This window comes from Pseudomonas koreensis (assembly GCF_036668835.1).
GTDB classification, from domain to species: Bacteria; Pseudomonadota; Gammaproteobacteria; order Pseudomonadales; family Pseudomonadaceae; genus Aquipseudomonas; species Aquipseudomonas koreensis_I.
This window is the reverse complement of the sequence record NZ_JAZEVW010000014.1, coordinates 61,046-80,666: the sequence shown is the minus strand read 5'-3', so window position 1 is coordinate 80,666 and position 19,621 is coordinate 61,046. Positions and strand designations below refer to the sequence as shown.

The window sequence follows — 19,621 nt, the reverse complement described above, 5'->3', positions numbered from 1 at the left end:
GTCTACTGGAGTAGACATCGTGTCGCTCGAATCGACTTGAACTTGCAGATCGTGACGGCAGGTAAGAAGATCTAAAACCGTCCACCATGTCTCCGAACATGTGTCCACCATGTCTCCGGTACATACAGGGAGAGGGCTAGGGTGAGGGGCTTTTGATCAATCAGGCTCTACCTGCAATTTCAGCCCCGCATCCTCCATCCGCTCCGTCTCTCGAACACTGCCCTGAAGCGTACGTCCATCCACTTTCACCACGACGATCTTCGCTTGGTCCAAATCCTCCGGTACCGGTGCTTTGACGCATAAGGTAAAGCGATAAGGATTCTCTGCAACGGTCTCGAGGCCGACTTCGCAGTTTACGGTTTTGCTGATCTGGCCGAAGAACGTGGTCAGGCCGTAGTCCAGCCGCGCCGGGTGGTAAAGGATGTCCATAGCGTTTCTCCTTCTGGTCCGTGGGCGCTCGGGTGGTTAATGCGTCTGGCGCCAGGTGACGTTTTCCAGGCCGAATTTTTCCGCCATCGGTTTGCTGGTCTTTTGTACCTTTTCACGGCCAAAGCGCGGGATTCGGCCGACGCCGGCGTCGCAGCTCGCCCAGTGCCAGGCTTCGGCATTGTCCATTTTGTCCGAGCGGATAATGAACGACTTGGGCGTACCGTGAAGGGTGTAGTCGATAACGAAAAGTTTTGCGTTGTTCATAAAGCCGGTATTCCTCCCTGTGGTAATTAACGGATCGCAGGGCGTCGCGAAAATTCAGTCGGATTGTCCGACGGTAGCGATGATTGGCGACCGTCGGGCGCGCTGGTTACCATGGCGCCTTCGCCAACCCCAATGAATGCTTGCCATGGCCCTTGCTGCGCCCCCCGATCTGAGTGACCCCGATGTGCCGGTGCAACCGCTGGCGCGCACCTATCCGCGCGGGTTGTTCATCGAACCCCATGAGCACGTCTGGGGGCAGTTGCTGTATGCGATGAGCGGGGTGATGTGGGTCGAGACGCCGTACGAAGCGCTGGTGGTGCCACCGCAGCGGGCGGTCTGGTTGCCGCCGGGGGTGCCGCACGCCATTCGCGTGGTGTCGGACTTGCAGATGCGCAATATCTATCTGCGCCCGGCGCTGGCGGCTACGCTGGATACGACGGTGCAGGTGATCGAGGTCGGCGGTTTGCTGCGTGAGCTGATTGTCGGGCTGGTGGCGCAGGGTGACAGCGGCGACCCCGAGTACTACGAAGCGCTGGTCGGTCTGGCGTTGCTTGAGCTCAGGCGTGCGCGGCGCTCTTCATTGAAGGTCCCGCTGCCGGATGATTCCGATCGGCGCTTGATGAACGTGTGTCAGGCAGTGATGGCGGCGCCGTCGCTGGCGCTGCCGTTCGAGCAGCATGCGGAAAACGCCGGGGCCAGCGTGCGCACCCTCGCGCGGCTGTTCAAGGACAGCCTCGGCATGGGCTTCGCCGAATGGCGGCGGCAGGTGCAACTGGCGACGGCGGTGGCGGAGTTGATTCAGGGCGTGGCGGTGAGTGTCATCGCGAGGGAACTGGGTTACTCGCCGAGCAGTTTCAGCGACATGTTTCGCCGTGAGCTGGGGGTGGCGCCTTCGCAATTTGTGATGGAACACAATTAATGAGACCGATGTAAATCCAATGTGGGAGCGAGCCTGCTCGCGAATGCGGTGTATCAGCACGCTCATCCGGCGCTGAGGAACCGCATTCGCGAGCAGGCTCGCTCCCACGGGGTTCTTCGCTGATTTCGACGGGTTTGGCCGAAATCCAGAAGTCCTTGGCCGGTAGCCTCCGGCCCCTCTCCCTAAACTCTGCCCATTGCTTTTCAACGGCGGAGTGCCTCCATGAATTATCTGATTTCGCTTGCCATCGGTCTGGGCGTCGGCCTGCTCTATGGCGCGCTGGATTTTCGTTCTCCCGCACCGCCAACCATTGCGCTGGTGGGCTTGCTCGGCATGCTCGCCGGTGAACAGTTGTGGCCGATGGGCCGGCAGCTGGTTGCCGGTTGGTTGTCGTGAATCTCTCTTTTTTTCTCGGGTGGATCGTTCCATGAAAGCGCTGCAATTCGATAAAACCGGCGACCTGTCTTCCCTGCGTTACGCCGAGGTGCCGACACCCGTGCCGGGCCCTGATGAAGTGCTGGTGCAGATCAAGGCTGCCGGCCTCAACCCCAGCGATGTAAAAAACGTCCTCGGCCGTTTTCCTTACACCACGCTGCCACGCATTCCCGGGCGGGATTTTGCCGGGGTGGTGGTCGAAGGGCCGCAAGCGTTGATCGGCCAGGAGGTCTGGGGCACTGGCCGTGAGCTGGGCTTTTTTGCCGATGGCTCCCATGCGCAATTCGTCAAACTGCCGGCCAGCGGTGTCGCGCATAAGCCGTCGCACTTGAATTTCGCTCAAGCGGCCAGCCTCGGCGTGCCGTACACCACGGCGTGGGATGCGCTGGAGCGCAGTCTGGTGAACGCCGACACGCGTTTGCTGGTGATCGGCGGCGGGGCGGTGGCGACAGCGGCGTTGGCTTTGGCGAAAGTGCGCGGCGCGCAGTTGCTCGCTGCCGCCCGGCGTCCCGAGCAAGTGGCTGAGTTGCAGGCGCAGGGGTATCAGACGATTCAGCTGGAGCAACCCGAAGACCTTGGTGCACAGGTCAACGCGGTGTATCGCGGCGGCGCCGATGTGATTTTCGACACCACCGGTTTCTGGTTGCCGGCCTCGGTGGCGGCGCTGGCGACATTCGGGCGCATTGCAATCATCGCCGCGCCAGTGGACGGCCACGTGCAACTGCCGGCGCTGGCGCTGTACCGCAAGGGCGGTTCGGTGGTGGGGATCAACTCGTTGTTGTATGGCGTTGAAGCGTGCGCGGCGATGCTTGAGCAGTTTGGGCGGTTTTTCGATGAGGATTTGCTGCCGTTGCCGCAGGGGCTGGTTGAGGTGCCGTTGGCTGAAGGGCTCGCGCGGTATGCCGAAGTAAATCAGGGCGGCGGGGACAAGATCATCTTGATTCCTTGATTCAACACGGTCCTCTGTAGGAGTGAGCCTGCTCGCGATAGCGATGTGTCAGTCACCGATACTTCAGCTGACACACCGCTATCGCGAGCAGGCGAAGGCCTACAGTTGATTTGTGCTGGAACTCAGGACTGCGGGACGCCTTTTTCCCACGCCGACCAATTTTTCAGAATGTCCTGCACCAGCGGATTACCGGCCCGATACAGGTTTTCCAGCGCCGGCACAAACCCACCCTGATCGGCATACTTGAGCAAGTTGTCGACTTCGCTGCCGCCGGGTTGCGGGCGGTCGAAATCGGAGCCGGCGCGGACCACGGCGAGGCGCTGCATGTCGACCAGGCCTTCGCGGCTGGCGCGCAGCAGCGCTTCATACGTGGAGTTGTCTTCCTGCTGCGTGGTGCAGTATTCGCCCTTGTTGTCGGTCAGCAGCTTGGTCCAGACCTCGGCCCGTTCGCTCAGGCGTGTGCCGGAAAACCAGGTATTGCCGGCGAGCGTATCGCAGCGCGTCACCACCGGTGGCTGGTTGGCCGGGGCGGAAGGATATTTCTGCCGCCACGCCGCCGATTCCTTGCTCTCGCTCAACTCGACCTTGTGGCTCAGCGCGAAGGCTTTGGCTTGCAGTGTCGGGTTGAGTTCGAAGACTTCGGTCTTGTAGTCCAGCGGTGGTTTTTCGTTCGGACCTTGGGTGTTGATGCCCAGATAACCGGTCGGCCAGCTCGCCGGGGCGTCGCGCGAATCCAGCTCCCACTGCGTGCCGAATTCGACCAGATAATGCGCCCATGCGGCGGTGCCGATGGTGCCGTGTTTGGGGCTGATGCCAGCAATCCCGGCGATCAGAAAGTAACTTTTACGCAGGTCGAATTTCGGCGACAGGGCCAGTGCCAGGGTCGAGGCAGCGGCGTTGGTCTGGCCCATGCCGGTGGTCAACAAACATACCTGCTGAGCGTTGCAACGAATGCTCGGGTATTCGGCGGAAAGGCCCGGCACGCGGATTTCCTGTTTCAGCTCGAGCCGGTCGATCCAGTGCTGCGCCTCGGGGGCGAACATGGTGATCAGCACGACTTTTGGTTGAATCGGTGCCTCGCTCGCCCATGCAGTGGAAGAGAGCAGGGCCGCGCCGGCCAGGGTCAAACGTTTCATGGCTTGCATGCAAAACTCCTTGAGTCAGAACTGATAACCGATGCCGGCGTAGTAACCCCAGCCGTTGGAACGCGCACGGAAATTGCCGTCGCCGAAATTCAGCTCGCTGCCGTCATCCCAGTTGCCGCCGTTATGGAAATAGCGGCCGACCAAAGTGAAGCGCAAATGCGTGAACGAGTAGAGCAAAACGTTGGTCGCCACCGTCGCGTTGGCGGTGCGCGCCGGATCGTCCTTGTGCAGGTCCGAGCCAAAGTCGAAGTTGGTGAAGCCAATGTAGGTCAGCGACGCGCCGTTGCTGAATGTGTCGATCGGGACGATGTATTTGAGCTGCGCACGGTAGCCGTCCCACGAATACTCATTGCTCGCGCCGTAGTTTTCCCACTGATAACGACCGTACAAGTTGGCCGACAGATTGACCCGCGAGTGCGTATCGATGTCGGTGCCAAAACCGCTGTAAAGCGTGTTGGCGCGGTTTTCCTTGCGGCTGCCGTGGTCGTAGATCCAGTCGAACGCCACGTACCACTCCTTGAACGGGCCGATGGCCAGGCTGCGGCCGGCGAGGTAGTCGATGGAGATACGCGGTTCGTGCTCCATGAACACCGGCGAACCGTGATCCCACACGCCTTTGTCGTGGCTGTTGCCGATGTTGAAGATCTTCGGCACGTCGACATAACCGTAGAGTTCGAACGGGCCTTTGCGGCCGAAATACTCGTATTCCAGATAAATGTCGTCGGCCGGTTGCGGGCCGAAGCTGATGTCCTTGCTGCCGATCAGGGTCAGGTCCTGGTTGTACCAGTCCGACAGGTACGCGCCTTTTTTCGGCGGGCTGGCTTCGGGGCTGAGGGTCTCGCCCTGGGCGGATTCTTCGGCGGGCGCCGGTTGCGCATAGGCGCTGTGGCTGAGAAATCCGGTAACGCCGGTCAGTAGCAGGGAAACAGCGCAAGTGCGCAATAACGGTGCGCGATAAGAAGAGGCGAGGTGCATGCAAAGTCCTTTTTTTGGATCCGGGCCCGCAGTTCCGTGGGCTATCAGGTTACGTCACGAAAACGCAGGCATTAGCGACAAGCAAACGTTTGCACAAGGCGTACCAGTTTTTTCAATAGCCTGAATTTGCGAAGGTTTCAGTGTGATTTCTGAGAAGGCGGTCAGGTAGGGTTTTGCGAGCACAGGTGTGCTCGGGAAAGCTGATTATCGACACTGAATTCAGACTTTTCCGTAAGAACTTCAGCGTAGGGTTGTCGGTTCTTTCCGGTTTGCCCATTTCCTGCGTTAAACATGGAATCGTCTGACTTCACCGATAGCCCGACGACCTTGCACTCTTCTGTGTTCAAACCAGACACAGGGACAGGTGCATGCTCAGCGGCGGCAAAACGGTGGTTTTCACGCTCGAAATCGAGGGCGTTTCCCACGACTTTCAGGTGTTCGAGTTCCGCGCCACGGAGGCGCTCAATCGGACCTATGAAATCAATCTGGAACTGGTCAGCGAATATCCGGAACTCGACCTGGAAGCCTTGCTGCATCGGCAGGCGTTTCTTCGTTTCGATGCCAACGGCGGCGGCATGCACGGGCTGGTTTATCGGGTCGGCCAGAGCGACAGCGGCTCGCGGCTGAGTCGATATCAGATGACGCTGGTGCCGCATCTGGCCTATCTCGCCCATCGCCATAACCAGCGCGTTTTTCAAAACCGCAGCGTGCCGCAGATCATCGCCAGCGTGCTCGGCGAACACGGCATGCAGGCTGATGCCTGGCGTTTTCAGCTCAGCGCCGAATACCCGCCACGCGTCTATTGCGTGCAATACCAGGAATCGGACCTGCACTTCATTCAGCGCCTGTGCGAAGAAGAAGGCCTGCATTTTCATTTCCGCCACGACCGCCACGCGCATTTGCTGGTTTTCGGTGACGATCAGACGGCATTTCTCAACGCCGACACGCCGACTGCTTATGTACAAGGCAACGGTCTGGTCGCTGCGGCGCCGGTCATCGACCAGTTCAGTGTGCGTCAGGAAACCCGCCCCAGTGATGTGGTACGGCGCGAGTATTTCTTCGAAAGGCCACACGTGTTGCTTGAAGCCAAAGCCTGCGGAGCCCGGGTCCCGCCGCTTGAGGATTATGCGTTTGCGGGCTCATTCACCGACCGCGATCGCGGCAAACACCTGAGCCAGCGCACCCTTGAGCGGCATGGCGCGAACTATCGCCTGGGCCAAGGACGCAGCGATCAGGCGTCGATGCGCAGCGGGCACCTTATCGAAATAACAAGTCACCCACGCGACGACTGGAATGATCTGTGGCTGCTGAGGCAGATCGACCACCTTGGCAAACAGCCTCAGGTACTCGAGGAAACGTCGACCACGTTGCCCGATACCGATGACATGTCCCAGGGTTATCGCAACCACTTTGTCGCAACGCCGTGGGACGTGGTCTTTCGCCCTGCACTCGAGCATCCCAAGCGGCGCGTCAGCGGCAGTCAGCCGGCGCGGGTCACTGGCCCTCCGGGTGAGGAGATCTACTGCGATGCCTATGGGCGGGTAAAAGTGCAGATGTTGTGGGACCGCGAGGGCCAGTTCGATGAGCAGTCCAGTTGCTGGCTGCGGGTCGCAACCGCTTGGGCTCATGACCGCTACGGCAGCGTGCAGATTCCGCGGGTCGGCATGGAAGTGCTGGTGGGTTTTACCGAAGGTGACCCGGACCAGCCGTATGTGCTCGGCTGCCTGCCCAATGCGCTGACACCGGTGCCGCTGGATCTGCCGGCGCAACACACGCGCAGCATCATGCGCAGCCAGAGCAGCCCCGGCGGCGGTGGCTACAACGAACTGCGCATCGAGGACAGAAAAGGCGCCGAGGAAATTGCCGTGCGCGCCCAGCGCGATTACCTCCAGCACGTGCTCAACGATCAGCGCGTGCAGATCGACCACCAGCACACGATGGTGGTCGGCGGTATCTGCAGCCATGAATTGCGCAGCGATGAACATCATCTGACCCACGGCTGCCGCCTGACCGAACTCAAGCAGGATGATCATTTGTGGGTGCAAGGCGACCAACATGTGCGGGTCGCCAATCAGCGTCTCAGCGCCGCGCAGCAGATCCACCTCGGCGCCGGTCTGCAAGTGGTGATCGATGGCGGCAACCGCCTCGTGCTTCAGGCCGGCGGGCAGTGGCTGACGCTCGGGCCGGAAGGCATTTTCAGTAGCGTGCCCGTTGTCCAGGGCGGGGCGCCGGCGATAGTGCTGTTGGCTGAGCCGTTGGTGCCCGGCGCGCTGCCGGTGTTGAAGGTGGCCTTCGATACGCTGCAGCAACGGCATGCTCTGGTCTCAACGCGCACCTCGCGTTGCCTGATCTGCGAGGCGAGCCAGGCATGAGCGATTTGCGCGCATTGCCGGACGGTTTGCCATGGACCGTCGAGCAGGCCTTTCTGCTGCTCGACGGTGCGGTGCTCAGCGATCTGCCGCAGCGTCTGAAGCAGATCAGCCCGGCGGTCAGCCCCCTTGCCCTGTACGACCAGCCGCCGTTTTCGGCGTTGCGCGAGGTGTCGCCATTGCTGGTCGCGCTCGCACCGTCCGACGCGGCCTTGCTCAACTTCCATCTGCAACATGCCGAGGACGAATGCGGCGTGTTGATGTTCAGTGGCGCGCCGGCCCATGTCGTCGCCGAGCACTGGCGAAAACTGCTCACGGTTGAGTTGCCGAGCGGCGCGGCGGCGCTGTTGCGTCTGGCGGATGCGGCAGTGGCGCAGGCCTTGTTTGCCAGCGCGCAGCCCTCACTGTTCGGGCCGTTGACCTGTGTGGTCACGGCCGACCGGGTGCCTGCGGTTTGGCACGTTCACCGGCCGCGTCAGGCGGAATGCCCGCCGCTTTGCCCGCCTTATCGCCTCAGTGCAGAGCAGAGCGCGGCACTGGATCAGGTCGACCGGCGGCGCATGTTGCTTGATCTCGATGCGCACCTGTTGAAGCACTTTCATGGTTTTCACAAAGGGGAAACCCTGAGCCTGAGGTGGCCGATGCTCGAAGACATCGAAGCCCGGGCCAGCGCGCTGCAGCTGAGCTGTCAGGCCGAGTTGTTCAACTACGCCAACCTGACGGCGCTGCTCGACGGCAGCGCTATCGAGCAACACCCGCACATTCAACAGTTGCTCCACAGCCCCTCGCTGCAACCAGCCGGCGAGCGCGTCGCGCTGGCCGTTGATCTGGCGGAGCGGTGGGCCAGCCAAAGGAATAAAACATGACTCATCCTGCGATTCTCGACGCCGCCGCAGCCTCGAAAAAACCCTTCGGCTCGCTGGATTTCTGCCCGCTGCGGCAAACCCACGTGCAGTTGCTGCCGCTGGCTTACGGTCTGGTGGAGCGGCCGCACGACCCGGCCGCCGAATTAAACCTGCCCTATGCCCTGACCGCGCGCCCGCTGGGCATTCGCCGTTTGCGCGATGGCTGGCTGTACATCATCGACGGCCTCAGCGGCGAGCTGTACGAATACCGTGTGCTGGACGGCATCGTTACGGCGTTGCTGCACCAGGGCAAAACCGTCACCGAGGATCAGCGTGCGGCCATCGAAGAGCGGCCGGCATTGATCTTTGCGCGCAAGAGCACGTTGTACGTCACCTTCGCCGACGTGCCGTTGAGCGCGGCCAAATGCCGACAGGTTCTGGACAGTCGCGAGGAGCGCGAGCATTTCATGCAGGCGGTCGACCTGGGGCCGGTGCATTGTCAGACCGGTGGCGAGCATTTGCTCACCGTGGCCCAGACCAAACAGTGGCTGGCGGAAGTGGCCAGCGCCGCCGAACCGATTGCCGAGGCGGACGCCACGCGCATGCCGGCGGTGCAGGTCAGCGACGCCCCGGAGCACGAGCGCGAGCCGTATCTGTGGGAGAACCCGCGGCGTTTTCGCGAGGCGCACATCGGCGAATTCCTCGGCCGGGTGCGCGGGCCGTATCAGGACGACACGCTGTTTCTGCTGGTCAACGATGACCTCGGGGTGATGCGTGATCTGGCTGATTATCAGGACACCGTCGTTGGCTGGATCGAGCAATGGAGCAACACCGACAACAACGAGCGGGATTACCTGCTGGCCAGTTACATCGAGTCGCTGAGTCAGTTGGGTGCGCAGGATTTCGACACGTTGGCCAAGGCCAGCGACGATCCGCGCGCTCAGGCATTGTTTGCTGAACTTGAGCAATTGCCCGAACCGGACCGGGAGAATACCCGGCAAGCGCTGCTGGAATATCTGAACAAGGGTGGTGAGGTTGTCCCTGTGGATACTCAGGCTCGACCTGAACTGCAGCAACAGCGCGAAAAGGCGCTGGATCAGTCGCTGGCGCTGAACCGCTTCGACGGCGTCGCGCCGGATTTCAGCGCGCATGGTCGCGTGACCGCCGAGGCGGATCGACGCTTTTACACCCGCGAATACTTTCTTGAAGTCGCCCCGCAGGATTTTGTCGAGCGGCACCTGAGCACGCTGGTCGACCTCGGCAAGGACCAGAACCGGCGGATGAACGACGTGCTCGACGGCCCGCTCCTGAGCGGTAAACGCGGCATCAACGACCTGATCGACCGCCCGGCCATGGATGAGGTGCTGAACCGCCATCGCGACAATCTCGGGCGCTGGAATCGCCTGCTCGAACGCATCACCGCCGACCGCGCGCAGCTGCTGTGCGCCGGGCGGTTCCATCGCTCGGCGTGGTATTTCGACGCGCAACTGCCGGCGCAGATCGATCAGGCCTTCGCCAGCGAATACGCCTGCCTCAAGGACATCGGCCGCAGCGACGCGGCCAATGAACAAATGCTCGGTTACCTTGAGCAACATCCGCAACTGACCCGCCCGCTGTTCTACACCTTGGCGCTGCGCCTGCAGACCGAGCACGCCGGGCAATATTCAACGCTGTTCAACGCCGGCATGGCGATGTTCAACAACCTTCCGGACTGGCTGAGCAAACTGCAGAAAATCGAACAACCGCACCTGCCGGCGCTCGACGACCTCCCCGCGCACAGCCGTGTTCTTGCCGAAGCGGTGCAGGACACTTACAGCCCGGCCCTGAACCTCGGCCTAAGCCGGGCGCTGGAAGGCTTCGACCTGACCGGCGAGAAAATCCCCGAACTGGACGAACTGTTCCAGCGCCTGCCCAAAGCACTGCGCCTGCGCCTGTTCGATGCGGCCCGCACAACCGGCGTGACCTTCACCGTGTCCACCCCGGCGGAACAAACCGCCCTGCAAACCACGATCAAGGAAGTGCTGCGCGAACGCGAGTACCTGAAAACCCTCAACCGCGAACGCAACCAGCTCACCCACAACAAAAACCGCCAGGGCCACAAAACCGCCCGGGCAGTGGAATTGCAGGAAGAGATCGTCCGCGTGCGCACACAGCTGACGTTGTTTGAAGGTCGGTTAGCGGCGGCGTTGAGCCCGATCGACGAACTGCCGGATCGCTCGGCCCGGCTGTACGGCGCCACGCCGGCGAAAGCAGGCGTGACGGTGGTGTTTCCGCCGGCGCAGCAGCGGGAATTGCGGGGGTTGCTGGAGAATATTCGGGCGGGGGTGGCGGGTGTTTCGAAGGCGAGTCTGGTACGGACGGAAGGGATGGGGTTGCTGGTGGTGTTGGTGCAGGTGGTGAATTTGCTGGGGGCTTATCGGGAGGTGATGAAGCAGACGAGGGATGGGAAGAAACGAGCGGAATTTTCCGCTGCCATTATCGCGACAGGCGCAGTCGGATTTACCGCTGCGCAAGGGCTTGCTGATACAGCGCTCAAGGCTCGGAGCGCGAATCTCGTTGCCAGTATGCAGCTTGAAGCGCTGCGACATGTTCATATGCAGATGGGGAAGTTGCATGTTGGCTTGGGGGCGTTTACATATGTTCTGGGTTTAAGAACCTCGTTTGCAAGCTTCAGAGTTAACGAGCAAAAGTGGCAAGATGCGATTCGAAGTGGCACTCAATCTGAGCAGAAAGCGGCTGGGATGGCGACGTTGGGTACCGCAGGTATGGTTGCAGCTAACGGATATGGAGCGAGCAACACTTTCTACGCTTCACTTAAAGTGTTGACTGCACCGAACAGTTCGGCACGCGCAGCCGCTTGGGCTGCCGCTGGAACACGTCTTTCCACTGTGTTCTTTCGCTTCAATCTCGCCGGCGCGTTGTTCACCGTGCTGGAATTCGTCGGTACATGGCTATTCAATCGCTATAACCTTTCTGCCCACGATAAATGGTTGAGAATCACGCCATGGAGCCGTGATGAGGCAATGCGCGGTGACCACTCCCTTGATGACTACCAAAGTTATCTGGCGTTTTTGGTCCACGCTCCTTATGCCCACTCAGGACCTGATCCCAGTGACACCTGGCTGAAGACGTTGTTATTTGGCGCCAAGCCCAGCGATATACATTTGGTTTTGCCAAGGCTGACGCTGAATGATCTTTTGCCACCGTTGAACGGTAAACCGATTCATCGCTTGGGGATCGGCGCTCATCGACTACTCATACCGCTGCACGGTCGCGGTTTGCCACAAGAGCGCAAGGAAGTCATCAGTGAGGAAATATTGAGCAATCTGCGAATCGTGAAGTCGTCGTCAGAGGGTTTGGTGCTCTGCCTTCAATACCCCATCCGTTCCGATTCTGAATACTTACCTGCAAAGGAGACGCTCGAACTCGCCGTATGTATTCAAACCGTCAATGGCGAGGGCAAAGCAGAGTCACGAACTCGTGTCATTCATATCGACCCTCGGGATACCGGCCATTTCTCCGTAGTTATTCCCGGCTCGGTTAAGGAATATCCACCGGTTTTGCTGGTAGAAACTCAATATCTCGAACGGGCTGAGCATGCTGAATAATCGCAATGATCCGCTCCGGACTTCGGAATATGAGGAGGTTAAAAAAGCGGGCGATATCGAGCCGTTTCCAAGCGGGAAAATTACCTATCTAGCACCGTTGCCATTACCTTCATCGATACCGCCTTACGGACCTCACATCGGATCGCTCAATGACGGGTACATGGACTTTGGTCTCGGCTCACTAGAGGTGTTCCCGTGGCAGCTAATCCTCGGCGTGACGACCGCAGGCACCTTTATGGTTCTCGTTTTATCTCCTTTGTTCACTGGCTTACTAGGGATTCTATTTGGCTATGGAAACGAGGAAATTTGGGAGTCAATGGTTGGTGTATTCGAAGTGGCATTGGAAAATGAATTAATTTGCGGCCCCTTGATCTTGCTCATTGGCATTGGCGTCTGGCACCACGCGCACAAAAAACGCCTCTCCCTCATCCCAACCCGCTTCAACCGCCAACGCCGCGAAGTCTGCTTCATGCCCGAAGGCGCCACCGAACCAGTCTTTGTTCCATGGGAATCACTCAGCGCATGGATCATCGAAGCCAAAGGCGCCACCCAATTCGGCATCCATCGCCAATACGGCATGGGTATCGGTTTCTACCAAGGCGAAACCCTCATAAGCCAGGAATTCCAATGCGACGGCCTGGAGCTTGCGATCAGCCACTGGGAGGCGATTCGCGGTTACATGGAGTACGAAGTCAACGACCTCAAATCGATCCAGGACCTGCAAGACCTGCAAGGCCCGGACGATCCGCCTCACGAAGGCCTGCACACTTTTCGTAACGCCCGCGCGCGAATGCACCTGCAGATCCGTGAAGGCCGGCGCTCGCGGTTGTCGGGTTTCTTCTGGTACCTGTATCACGTCATGACCTTATGGACGATCCCCAATCGTTTGGTCGAATGGGAAGTGCGCCGACTGGAAAGAATCGGCAAGCAGGCGTTGCCGGAAGTTATGCGCGAATGGTCCGAGCCGCTGCCGAAAGAGCAATGGGCCAAGCCCAGCGAAGAGTTGTTGCGACTGAGTAAACAGGTTCGGCAGATGCACAAGCGCCAGCCGCATCGGCCGATTACGCAGATTTTTGCCGAGGTTTGCAGGCGAGCTGCGGACTGATGCAAAGCAGTTTTGTGATCAGCGAGTGGGAAGCTTTTTGGCTGTTTGAGCGCCTTCGCGCGCAGGCTCGCTCCCACAGGGGACCGTGTTGGATGCGGATGTTTCGGTTGATGTTGGCCGAGGTTGGAGAGCCTTGGGGTGACGGCCATTTCTCAGTCGTAGCTCCCGCCTCAATCAAGGAAAACCCTCCGGTTCTGCTGGTTGGAACTCAATATCTCGAATGGGCTGACCATGCTGAATAAACACAATGAGCCTCTTGCTACTGCGCAATGTGAGGTGATTAGAAGAGCGGGGGATGTGGAGCCGTTCCCAAGCGGGAAAATTACCTATCTCGCACCGTTGCCATTACCTTCATCGATACCGCCTTACGGACCTCACATCGGAGCGTTCAATGACGGATACATGGACTTTGGACTCGGCTCACTGGAGGTCTTCCCGTGGCAGCTAATTATCGGCGGGACGACTGCGGGTTCTTTTATAGTCCTAGTTTTATTCCCTTTGTTTACCGGTTTGCTAGGTATTATTTTCGGCTATGGAAACGAGGAAATTTGGGAGTCAATGGTTGGTGTATTCGAAGTGGCATTGGAAAATGAATTAATTTGCGGCCCCTTGATCTTGCTCATTGGCATTGGCGTCTGGCACCACGCGCACAAAAAACGCCTCTCCCTCATCCCAACCCGCTTCAACCGCCAACGCCGCGAAGTCTGCTTCATGCCCGAAGGCGCCACCGAACCAGTCTTTGTTCCATGGGAATCACTCAACGCATGGATCATCGAAGCCAAAGGCGCCACCCAATTCGGCATCCATCGCCAATACGGCATGGGTATCGGTTTCTACCAAGGCGAAACCCTCATAAGCCAGGAATTCCAATGCGACGGCCTGGAGCTTGCGATCAGCCACTGGGAGGCGATTCGCGGTTACATGGAGTACGAAGTCAACGACCTCAAATCGATCCAGGACCTGCAAGACCTGCAAGGCCCGGACGACCCGCCTCACGAAGGCCTGCACACTTTTCGTAACGCCCGCGCGCGAATGCATCAGCAGATCCGTGAAGGCCGGCGCTCGAGGTTGTCGGGTTTCTTCTGGTACCTGTATCACGTCATGACTTTATGGACGATTCCCAACCGTCTGGTCGAATGGGAAGTGCGCCGACTGGAAAGAATCGGCAAGCAGGCGTTGCCGGAAGTTATGCGCGAATGGTCCGAGCCGCTGCCGAAAGAGCAATGGGCCAAGCCCAGCGAAGAGCTGTTGCGACTGAGTGAACAAGTGCGGCAGATGCACAAGCGCCAGCCGCATCGGCCGATTACGCAGATTTTTGCCGAGGTTTGCAGGGACTGACGGGGCGGTGCCGACAGGCGATCGCAGTACAAATGTGGCAGCGAGCCTGCTCGCGAAGGGGCCGCTCGGCCAGCGCAAAAATCTGCGGGCTCGCGCTCTGCTAGAATCCGCCCCATTCATTGCCAGAGACCCTCCCATGAGCGAGCCGATTCGTCTGACCCAATACAGCCACGGCGCCGGTTGCGGCTGCAAGATTTCCCCGCAGGTGCTGGAAGTGATCCTCGCCGGCAGTGGCGCACAGAACCTCGACCCGAAATTGTGGGTCGGCAATGCCTCGCGTGATGACGCGGCGGTGTACGAGATCGATGCCGAACGCGGTGTGGTGTCGACCACGGACTTTTTCATGCCGATCGTCGATGACCCGTTCGACTTCGGCCGCATCGCCGCGACCAACGCGATCAGCGATATCTACGCGATGGGCGGCGATCCGCTGATGGCGATTGCGATCCTCGGCTGGCCGGTCAACGTGCTGGCGCCGGAAGTGGCGCGGGAAGTGATTCGCGGTGGCCGCTCGGTGTGCGACGCGGCGGGCATTCCGCTGGCCGGCGGGCATTCGATCGATGCGCCGGAGCCGATTTTCGGCCTCGCGGTGACCGGTCTGGTGGAAAAGCGCCACATGAAGCGCAACGACACCGCCACCGCCGGTTGCCTGTTGTACCTGACCAAGCCGCTGGGCATCGGCATCCTCACCACCGCCGAGAAAAAGGGCAAGCTGCGCGCCGCCGACGTCGGCGTAGCCCGTGACTGGATGTGCACCCTGAACAAGCCCGGCAGCCGTTTCGGCAAACTCGCCGGCGTCACCGCAATGACCGACGTCACCGGTTTTGGCCTGCTCGGGCATCTGGTGGAAATGGCGGACGGCAGCCAGCTCACGGCGCGCATCGCCTATGAGCGCGTGCCGCGTCTGGACAGCGTCGAGTATTACCTTGATCAGGGCTGTGTGCCCGGCGGCACGTTGCGCAATTTCGACAGCTACGCAAAACAGGTCGGCCGCGTCCAGGAGCTGCACAAACGCGTGTTGTGTGATCCGCAAACCAGTGGCGGTCTGCTGATCGCCGTGACGCCTGAGGGCAACGAGGAATTCCTCGCGGTTGCCGCCGAACTGGGCCTTAATCTTGCGCCAATCGGGGAACTGGTCGAGCGACAGACGAACGCGGTCGAGGTGATTTGATGCTCCGCGACTGCACCGACTACCGCGACATTTTCCTCAACGACCGACCGCTGATGGACGCCCGCGCGCCGGTCGAGTTTCACAAGGGCGCGTTCCCCGGCGTGGTCAACCTGCCGCTGATGAACGACGCCGAGCGGCAAAAAATCGGCACCTGCTACAAGCAGCACGGCCAGCAGGCGGCGATCGAGTTGGGCCATCAACTGGTGTCCGGCGCAGTGAAGGCCGAGCGCATCCAGGCCTGGGCCGATTTTGCCAGCGCCCATCCTGATGGTTATCTCTATTGTTTTCGCGGCGGCCTGCGCTCGCAGATCACCCAGCAATGGCTGCGCGACGAGGCGGGCATCGACTATCCGCGCGTCGGTGGCGGCTACAAAGCGATGCGCAGTTTTCTCATCGACACCCTCGAACAGGCCATCGCCCAGTGCGATTTCGTTTTGCTCGGCGGCATGACCGGCACCGGCAAGACCGAAGTGCTGGTGCAACTGCGCAATGGTCTGGATCTGGAAGGCCACGCCAATCATCGTGGTTCGAGCTTCGGCAAACGCGCGACCGGGCAGCCGTCGAACATCGATTTCGAAAACCGTCTGGCCATCGACCTGCTGAAAAAACGCGATGCCGGTATCGAGCAGTTCGTGCTTGAGGACGAGAGCCGGGTGGTCGGCAGTTGCGCTTTGCCGCTGGCGCTGTATCAGGGCATGCAGCAATACCCGATGGTCTGGCTGGAGGACCGTTTCGAGGACCGCGTCGAACGAATCCTGGGTGATTACGTGACCGATCTGGCGGCGGAGTTTTCAGCGGTCCATGGCGAGGAGGGTTTCAGGCTGTTCGCCGAACGCCTGATCGAGAGTCTCAACAACGTGCAGAAGCGTTTGGGTGGCGAGCGCCATCGACGCTTGTTGCTGTTGATGGAGGACGCCTTGGCCGAGCAGGCCCGCAGCGGCGCGGTGGACCTGCATCGCGGCTGGATCGAAGGCTTGCTGCGTGAGTATTACGACCCGATGTATGTGTTCCAGCGCGAGAAGAAGGGCGGGCGAATCGAGTTCGCCGGGGAGCGGGGGGCGGTGATTGAGTATTTGCGTGGGCGGGTGAGTCAGAAAGGTTAAGGTTGTGGCGGCTGGCCTCTTCGCGAGCAGGCTCGCTCCCACATTGGATCTGCGTGAAATACAAATCCCCTGTGGGAGCGAGCCTGCTCGCGAAAGGGCCGGCTCAGGCACTGCAAGACTCAGGTCGGGCAAGTGTCCTTGCCGTTGTCCAGCCCCTGCTTGTAGCTGTGGCTCTGCAGGCTCGCCTTGCCGTTGTGCCAGGTCAAGGTCAGCACATACAGCGAGTCGAAATCATTGCCCGCCCAATTCTCGGTGATGTTCTGTTTCTTGCCGACTGCGTTGCCCGCGACCTTGTTGATCAGCTCCGGCAGATAGCCATGTGACCAGGCGGTGTAGATCGTCGAGTTGTGGTACTTCTCGTCCAGCAGTTCGCGAGCCAGGTCACTGGTGTCATTGGCCGAGAACTCGATGTTCACCGGCAGGCCGAGCTTGATCGCAGCGGGGCTGATGGTCATCAGCGGACGAATGTAGCTGTAGGAATTGTCCAGCTCACCTTCCTCGACATTGCGCGTCGGATTGGCGGCGAACACGTAGTCGGCGTTGCCGAATTTCTCCGGCAACAGCGTCGACAGGTCGATGGCGCGGTTCAGGCCCTGGCAGTTGAGCTGACCCAACCCGCCTTCGGGTTTTTCGGCATGGCGCAGGAACACCAGCGTCTGCGTGCCGTCGGCCGGCTGTGCACGGCTCTCGCTGGACTCCAGCGACAACGCCAGTGCAGTCACGGCCAGCAGGGAAGGCAGGACCACATAGGCACGGTGTTTGAAACGTTTGGCGAAACTCATCAGGTTCGTCATGAAATAAAAAGTCTTCAGCAAATTCAGTTAGGGCTGACAAACCGTTACACCACTGGCTGCCGGCGCCGGGTGTTTTCCATGTCGTGAACAGCTTCCTCTGCAAAAAGGCATAGCTCAGAGTCGTCCCGGGCCGTTTGGTTCGATTCGGCCCGCCGTGCGGCACTTTAACGGCAAACTTTGCGGGCTTGGGCGCAGGTTAGCGACAGGATGTTACGGTTCGTGTAGGCGCTGCGGCGGGCCTGTTTTATGATCGGCTTCTAATTTGTGACTGGATGCTTCCCATGACCGATCTGTCCGCGTTCCCGATCACCCAGAAATGGCCGGCGCAGTACCCTGACTGGATTCAGCTCTATTCCCTGCCGACGCCCAACGGCGTGAAAGTCTCGATCATGCTCGAAGAAATCGGCCTGCCGTACGAGCCGCATCGTGTCGGGTTCGACACCAACGACCAGACCTCGCCGGAGTTTCTGTCGCTGAACCCGAACAACAAGATCCCGGCGATCCTCGATCCGCATGGTCCTGGCGACCAGCCGCTGCCGCTGTTCGAGTCCGGCGCAATCCTGATTTATCTGGCCGACAAAAGCGGCCAGTTGCTGGCCCAGGAAGGCGCGCTGCGTTACGAGACGATCCAGTGGCTGATGTTCCAGATGGGCGGCATCGGCCCGATGTTCGGCCAGCTCGGTTTCTTCAACAAATTTGCCGGCAAGGATTACGAAGACAAGCGTCCGCGCGATCGTTATGTCGATGAAAGCAAGCGCCTGCTCAACGTGCTGAACACCCGCCTGGAGGGACGTGACTGGATCATGGGCGAGCGTTACACGATCGCCGATATCGCCACGTTCCCGTGGGTGCGCAACCTGATCGGCTTTTATGAGGCGGGCGATCTGGTAGGCATTCAGAACTTCCCCAATGTCACGCGGGTGCTGGAGCGGTTTCTCGCTCGTCCTGCTGTTGTCCGCGGCCTGAGCATTCCCTCCTGACTCACTCCTACAGAGGATTTGTGGTGTTCTGAAGATTATTGCGAACCCGGTAACGCTCTCTTGATTGATCCAGGTTTGTACCCCAACCCCCGCAAGGCATAAGCTTCGCCCCCTACGACTTTCGTCTCATCCGCCGTTTTCAGGAAAGGCCCCATGTCCAGTCAGTTCCCCGAAGCACGTCCCCGCCGTCTGCGGCGCAATGCGAGCCTGCGCAGTCTGTTCCAGGAAACCGAGTTCAGCCTGAACGATCTGGTGCTGCCGATATTCGTCGAAGAAGACATCGACGACTTCGTGCCGATCACCAGCATGCCCGGTGTGCAGCGCATTCCCGAGCGCAAACTGGCCAGCGAAATCGAGCGCTACGCGCGCGCCGGTATCAAGTCGGTGATGACCTTCGGCGTCTCGCATCATCTGGACAGCCACGGCAGCGACACCTGGCGTGAAGACGGCCTGGTCTCGCGCATGTCGCGCATCGCCAAGGACGCCGTGCCGGAGATGATCGTGATGTCCGACACCTGCTTCTGCGAATACACCGATCACGGCCACTGCGGCGTGATGCACAACCACGAAGTCGACAACGACCAGACCCTGATCAACCTCGGCAAACAAGCCGTGGCGGCGGCGCGTGCCGGTGCCGATGTGATCGCGCCATCAGCCGCGATGGACGGTCAGGTGCGGGCGATTCGTCAGGCGCTGGACGCGGCCGGATTCACCCAGATTCCGATCATGGCTTATTCGACCAAATTCGCTTCGGCGCTTTATGGCCCGTTCCGCGAGGCCGGTGGCAGCGCGCTCAAGGGCGACCGCAAAAGCTACCAGATGAACCCGATGAACCGCCGCGAAGCCCTGCGCGAATCGCTGCTCGACGAGCAGGAAGGCGCCGACGCGCTGATGGTCAAACCGGCCGGCGCGTACCTGGACATCATTCGCGACATCCGTCAGGCGTCGAACCTGCCGCTGGCGGCGTATCAGGTCAGTGGCGAGTACGCGATGATCAAGTTCGGCGCCCAGGCCGGCGCGATCGATGAGGACCGTGTGGTGCGCGAAAGCCTCGGCGCGATCAAGCGCGCGGGTGCTGATTTGATCTTCACCTACTTTGCGATGGATCTGGCGCTGGCCGGGATCTGAGCAAAAGATCGCCCACCTGCTGCACTGCCTGCATCGAATGATGTTCTCTTTCAGGCAATTGCTT

The 19,621-nt window shown here is 60.1% G+C and carries 17 protein-coding genes; 12 read left to right on the top strand and 5 right to left on the bottom strand.

Annotation, left to right across the window (positions count from 1 at the left end; genetic code table 11):
* Positions 1–156 precede the first annotated feature (156 nt).
* Both V6F91_RS26030 and V6F91_RS26025 read right to left on the bottom strand, forming a co-directional pair.
* Positions 157–429, bottom strand: a complete 273-nt coding sequence (locus V6F91_RS26030; protein WP_332769522.1) for a hypothetical protein — start codon at positions 427–429, stop codon at positions 157–159.
* Positions 430–465: 36 nt separating this feature from the next.
* Positions 466–693 carry a DUF6555 family protein gene (locus V6F91_RS26025; RefSeq protein ID WP_090284584.1) on the bottom strand — a complete coding sequence of 76 codons (228 nt, stop codon included), beginning with the start codon at positions 691–693 and terminating at the stop codon, positions 466–468.
* 136 nt (positions 694–829) lie between these two features.
* Between V6F91_RS26025 and V6F91_RS26020 the strand changes: the two genes are divergently transcribed.
* From V6F91_RS26020 to V6F91_RS26010, 3 genes are all read left to right on the top strand, one after another.
* Positions 830–1,612, top strand: a complete 783-nt coding sequence (locus V6F91_RS26020; protein WP_332769519.1) for a helix-turn-helix transcriptional regulator — start codon at positions 830–832, stop codon at positions 1,610–1,612.
* A gap of 222 nt (positions 1,613–1,834) precedes the next feature.
* Positions 1,835–2,008: a DUF1427 family protein gene (locus V6F91_RS26015; protein ID WP_123419184.1), complete on the top strand. Its 174-nt coding sequence runs from the start codon at positions 1,835–1,837 to the stop codon at positions 2,006–2,008.
* 31 nt (positions 2,009–2,039) lie between these two features.
* Positions 2,040–2,996, top strand: coding sequence for a zinc-binding alcohol dehydrogenase family protein (locus V6F91_RS26010; protein WP_332769513.1), 957 nt, complete (start codon positions 2,040–2,042; stop codon positions 2,994–2,996).
* Between the two features lie 122 nt (positions 2,997–3,118).
* On the opposite strand, the gene V6F91_RS26005 is transcribed toward V6F91_RS26010, so the two are convergent.
* Together V6F91_RS26005 and V6F91_RS26000 are read right to left on the bottom strand one after the other, a co-directional pair.
* Entirely contained in the window at positions 3,119–4,141 is a 1,023-nt protein-coding gene (locus V6F91_RS26005) for a purine nucleoside permease (RefSeq protein WP_332769511.1), read from the bottom strand.
* Positions 4,142–4,156: 15 nt separating this feature from the next.
* Positions 4,157–5,116 (bottom strand): nucleoside-specific channel-forming protein Tsx, encoded by a 960-nt coding sequence (locus tag V6F91_RS26000; RefSeq protein ID WP_332769509.1) that lies wholly within the window; start codon positions 5,114–5,116, stop codon positions 4,157–4,159.
* Positions 5,117–5,484: 368 nt separating this feature from the next.
* Here V6F91_RS26000 and V6F91_RS25995 point away from each other — a divergent pair, with 368 nt between their 5' ends.
* From V6F91_RS25995 to mnmH, 7 genes are all read left to right on the top strand, one after another.
* The gene (locus V6F91_RS25995) at positions 5,485–7,488 is read left to right on the top strand and encodes a type VI secretion system tip protein VgrG (protein ID WP_332769507.1); all 2,004 of its coding nucleotides are present in this window, start codon (positions 5,485–5,487) and stop codon (positions 7,486–7,488) included.
* On the top strand, positions 7,485–8,351 hold the full coding sequence (locus V6F91_RS25990) for a DUF4123 domain-containing protein (protein WP_332769505.1): 867 nt from the start codon (positions 7,485–7,487) through the stop codon (positions 8,349–8,351). The genes V6F91_RS25995 and V6F91_RS25990 overlap by 4 nt, the downstream gene beginning before the upstream one ends.
* The gene (locus V6F91_RS25985; protein WP_332769503.1) at positions 8,348–11,938 is read left to right on the top strand and encodes a toxin VasX; all 3,591 of its coding nucleotides are present in this window, start codon (positions 8,348–8,350) and stop codon (positions 11,936–11,938) included. Before V6F91_RS25990 ends, V6F91_RS25985 begins: the two co-directional genes overlap by 4 nt.
* A complete protein-coding gene (locus V6F91_RS25980) occupies positions 11,928–13,043 on the top strand; it encodes a hypothetical protein (RefSeq protein ID WP_332769501.1) in 1,116 nt (371 codons plus the stop codon). Before V6F91_RS25985 ends, V6F91_RS25980 begins: the two co-directional genes overlap by 11 nt.
* A gap of 201 nt (positions 13,044–13,244) precedes the next feature.
* The gene (locus V6F91_RS25975) at positions 13,245–14,381 is read left to right on the top strand and encodes a hypothetical protein (RefSeq protein WP_332769499.1); all 1,137 of its coding nucleotides are present in this window, start codon (positions 13,245–13,247) and stop codon (positions 14,379–14,381) included.
* Positions 14,382–14,517: 136 nt separating this feature from the next.
* A complete protein-coding gene (gene selD / locus V6F91_RS25970) occupies positions 14,518–15,552 on the top strand; it encodes a selenide, water dikinase SelD (protein ID WP_332769497.1) in 1,035 nt (344 codons plus the stop codon).
* Positions 15,552–16,655 (top strand): tRNA 2-selenouridine(34) synthase MnmH, encoded by a 1,104-nt coding sequence (gene mnmH / locus V6F91_RS25965; RefSeq protein WP_332769494.1) that lies wholly within the window; start codon positions 15,552–15,554, stop codon positions 16,653–16,655. The genes selD and mnmH overlap by 1 nt, the downstream gene beginning before the upstream one ends.
* Before the next feature lie 119 nt (positions 16,656–16,774).
* Here the strand turns inward: mnmH and V6F91_RS25960 are convergent, their stop codons facing one another.
* Positions 16,775–17,449: a histidine phosphatase family protein gene (locus V6F91_RS25960; protein ID WP_332769492.1), complete on the bottom strand. Its 675-nt coding sequence runs from the start codon at positions 17,447–17,449 to the stop codon at positions 16,775–16,777.
* A 281-nt stretch (positions 17,450–17,730) separates the two neighbouring features.
* Between V6F91_RS25960 and V6F91_RS25955 the strand changes: the two genes are divergently transcribed.
* Together V6F91_RS25955 and hemB are read left to right on the top strand one after the other, a co-directional pair.
* Complete coding sequence (locus V6F91_RS25955; RefSeq protein ID WP_206416537.1) at positions 17,731–18,429, top strand: glutathione binding-like protein; 699 nt, start codon at positions 17,731–17,733, stop codon at positions 18,427–18,429.
* 153 nt (positions 18,430–18,582) lie between these two features.
* Positions 18,583–19,557: a porphobilinogen synthase gene (gene hemB / locus V6F91_RS25950; protein WP_332769488.1), complete on the top strand. Its 975-nt coding sequence runs from the start codon at positions 18,583–18,585 to the stop codon at positions 19,555–19,557.
* Positions 19,558–19,621: the final 64 nt, after the last annotated feature.

What these genes read in the sequence shown, in the direction of transcription:
- V6F91_RS26025 (WP_090284584.1), bottom strand. Translation starts at nt 693, where the DNA reads ATGAACAACGCAAAACTTTTCGTTATCGACTACACCCTTCACGGTACG.
- V6F91_RS25980 (WP_332769501.1), top strand. Translation starts at nt 11,928, where the DNA reads ATGCTGAATAATCGCAATGATCCGCTCCGGACTTCGGAATATGAGGAG.
- V6F91_RS25990 (WP_332769505.1), top strand. Translation starts at nt 7,485, where the DNA reads ATGAGCGATTTGCGCGCATTGCCGGACGGTTTGCCATGGACCGTCGAG.
- V6F91_RS26005 (WP_332769511.1), bottom strand. Translation starts at nt 4,141, where the DNA reads ATGCAAGCCATGAAACGTTTGACCCTGGCCGGCGCGGCCCTGCTCTCT.
- V6F91_RS26030 (WP_332769522.1), bottom strand. Translation starts at nt 429, where the DNA reads ATGGACATCCTTTACCACCCGGCGCGGCTGGACTACGGCCTGACCACG.
- V6F91_RS25995 (WP_332769507.1), top strand. Translation starts at nt 5,485, where the DNA reads ATGCTCAGCGGCGGCAAAACGGTGGTTTTCACGCTCGAAATCGAGGGC.
- V6F91_RS26010 (WP_332769513.1), top strand. Translation starts at nt 2,040, where the DNA reads ATGAAAGCGCTGCAATTCGATAAAACCGGCGACCTGTCTTCCCTGCGT.
- hemB (WP_332769488.1), top strand. Translation starts at nt 18,583, where the DNA reads ATGTCCAGTCAGTTCCCCGAAGCACGTCCCCGCCGTCTGCGGCGCAAT.
- selD (WP_332769497.1), top strand. Translation starts at nt 14,518, where the DNA reads ATGAGCGAGCCGATTCGTCTGACCCAATACAGCCACGGCGCCGGTTGC.
- V6F91_RS26000 (WP_332769509.1), bottom strand. Translation starts at nt 5,116, where the DNA reads ATGCACCTCGCCTCTTCTTATCGCGCACCGTTATTGCGCACTTGCGCT.
- mnmH (WP_332769494.1), top strand. Translation starts at nt 15,552, where the DNA reads ATGCTCCGCGACTGCACCGACTACCGCGACATTTTCCTCAACGACCGA.
- V6F91_RS26015 (WP_123419184.1), top strand. Translation starts at nt 1,835, where the DNA reads ATGAATTATCTGATTTCGCTTGCCATCGGTCTGGGCGTCGGCCTGCTC.
- V6F91_RS25985 (WP_332769503.1), top strand. Translation starts at nt 8,348, where the DNA reads ATGACTCATCCTGCGATTCTCGACGCCGCCGCAGCCTCGAAAAAACCC.
- V6F91_RS26020 (WP_332769519.1), top strand. Translation starts at nt 830, where the DNA reads ATGCTTGCCATGGCCCTTGCTGCGCCCCCCGATCTGAGTGACCCCGAT.
- V6F91_RS25960 (WP_332769492.1), bottom strand. Translation starts at nt 17,449, where the DNA reads ATGACGAACCTGATGAGTTTCGCCAAACGTTTCAAACACCGTGCCTAT.
- V6F91_RS25955 (WP_206416537.1), top strand. Translation starts at nt 17,731, where the DNA reads ATGACCGATCTGTCCGCGTTCCCGATCACCCAGAAATGGCCGGCGCAG.